At 58.6% G+C, this 2,318-nt stretch carries 3 protein-coding genes; all 3 read left to right on the top strand.

Annotation, left to right across the window (positions count from 1 at the left end; all coding sequences use genetic code 11):
- On the top strand, nt 1–427 hold a 427-nt coding region (locus A3754_RS24205), incomplete at its 5' end, for an isocitrate/isopropylmalate family dehydrogenase (RefSeq protein WP_255363117.1).
- 78 nt (nt 428–505) lie between these two features.
- Nucleotides 506–1,618 (top strand): aspartate-semialdehyde dehydrogenase, encoded by a 1,113-nt coding sequence (gene asd, locus A3754_RS24200; protein WP_063521567.1) that lies wholly within the window; start codon nt 506–508, stop codon nt 1,616–1,618.
- Between the two features lie 20 nt (nt 1,619–1,638).
- Nucleotides 1,639–2,318 (top strand): aspartate-semialdehyde dehydrogenase (locus A3754_RS24195; protein ID WP_063521566.1); only part of this gene is annotated, 680 nt, incomplete at its 3' end.

Raw genomic sequence — 2,318 nt, 5'->3', positions numbered from 1 at the left:
ACACATGTATGTGGACAACGCGGCCATGCAACTGGTGCGTGCGCCGAAACAGTTTGATGTGATTGTCACCGGCAATTTGTTTGGTGACATTCTCTCCGATGAAGCCGCCATGCTCACCGGCTCCATCGGGATGTTGCCCTCCGCGTCACTGGATGAAAACCGCAAGGGCTTGTACGAACCCTGCCACGGCTCGGCACCGGACATTGCCGGCCAGGGCATCGCCAACCCGCTGGCGACCATTATGTCGCTGGCCATGCTGATGCGTTACAGCCTGGAGCGTGGTGATGTGGCTGATGCCATTGAAGCCGCTGTAGAGCGTGTTCTTGATCAGGGGCTTCGTACTGCGGATATCTACACTGAGGGCACTCGCAAAGTGGGCACCGAAGAAATGGGCAGCGCCGTTGCGGATGCTTTGTCACAAGCATGACAGAGGCATGACGCACAGGCGCAACACGCGCATTGATTCACTGATAGAAAGGGCAACCCTTTCAGGAGACAGTTTCTAATGAAGAAAGTCGGTTTTGTCGGCTGGCGTGGCATGGTGGGTTCCGTACTGATGGAGCGCATGACTGCCGAAAATGATTTTGCAGATATCGAACCGGTCTTTTTCTCGACCTCCCAGGTTGGACAGGCTGGCCCGGACGTGGGCAAGGATATTCCGGCCCTGGGCGATGCCAAGAATATTGATGAACTGAAAGCGCTGGACGTGATCGTGACCTGTCAGGGTGGCGATTACACCAGCGAGGTTTACCCCAAGCTGCGCGAAGCGGGCTGGGATGGCTACTGGATTGATGCAGCATCCACGCTGCGTATGCAGGACAACAGCGTCATTGTGCTGGATCCGGTGAACCGTTCCGTGGTGGATTCTGCTCTGGACAGTGGCACCAAAGACTTTGTGGGTGGCAACTGTACCGTGAGCCTGATGTTGATGGCTCTGGGCGGATTGTTCAATGAAGGGCTGGTGGAGTGGGCGAGCGCCCAGACCTACCAGGCCGCGTCCGGTTCTGGTGCACAGAACATGCGTGAGCTGATTGCCCAGATGGGTAAGATTCACGGCGATGTTTCCGATAAATTGGCGGATCCTGCCAGTGCCATTCTGGATATCGATCGCCAAGTGGCGGCAAGCATGCGCAGCGATGCCATGCCCCGTGAGCACTTCGGCTTCCCGCTGGCCGGTTCCCTGTTGCCCTGGATCGACAAGGAAATGGAGAACGGTCAGAGCAAGGAAGAATGGAAAGCCCAGGCGGAAACCAACAAAATTCTCGGCCGTAGCGGCAATCCGATTGCTCTGGATGGCACCTGTGTGCGTATTGGTGCCATGCGTTGCCACGCCCAGGCGTTGACCGTGAAGCTCAACCGCGATGTACCCATGGACGAAGTGAACGACATCATTGCCAAGTCCAACGACTGGGTGAAAGTGGTGCCGAACACCAAGGAAGAGACGCTGCGGGATCTCACCCCCACCGCCGTGACCGGTACCCTGGGGATTCCGGTGGGCCGCCTGCGCAAGCTGAACATGGGCGGCGAGTTCCTCAACGCCTTCACCGTGGGTGACCAGCTACTGTGGGGTGCGGCTGAACCGCTGCGCCGTATGCTGCGAATTCTTCTCGAGCGCTAAGCGCCCAATAGAGGTAAGTGATGGATCGGTCTATCAATCTGGCCATCGTCGGTGCAACCGGCCTGGTCGGAGAGGCCATCATCAAACTGCTCGCTGATCGGAAATTTCCGGTCGGCGAGCTTTTTGTTTTGGCTTCCGAAAATGGGGCCGGCAGCAAGATCGCGTTTGCCGGCAAAACCCTCACTGTGAGCACCGCAGAGGATTTCGATTTCTCCCAGGTGGAAGTGGTGCTGTTTGCGGCGGGAGCGTCGGTGAGCCAGGCCCTGGCGCCGGCTGCGGCGGAAGCCGGCGCTGTAGTGGTGGACCTGTCACCGGCCTACCGTTATGAGGCTGACATTCCGCTGGTGGTGGCCGATGTGAACGACGAGATGCTGGCTCAGGCCCGGGAGCAAAACCTGGTGGCCTGCGCTGATGCCTCCACGGTTCAGTTGCTGCGCGCCTTGAAACCGCTGACCGAACTGGGTCCTTTGCAGGACGTGGTGGTGACCCAGTTCCAGGCGGCATCCGCCACCGGCAAGTCCGGGGTGGACCAGCTGGCCCAGCAAAGCGTGCGTTTGCTCAATGGCCTGTCTCCCAGTGAAGCGGCGCAGGCGCAAATTGCCTTCAATGTACTGCCGGTGAGTGGTCAGATTCAGGAAAACGGCTTCACCAGCGAAGAGCTGAAATTGATGCTGGAAACCCGCCGGATTCTGGCGGATCA

This window comes from Alcanivorax sp. HI0083 (genome assembly GCF_001635175.1).
Note: the sequence above shows the minus strand (reverse complement) of the source record. Positions and strands in the feature narration are given on the sequence as shown.

What these genes read in the sequence shown, in the direction of transcription:
- asd (WP_063521567.1), top strand. Translation starts at nt 506, where the DNA reads ATGAAGAAAGTCGGTTTTGTCGGCTGGCGTGGCATGGTGGGTTCCGTA.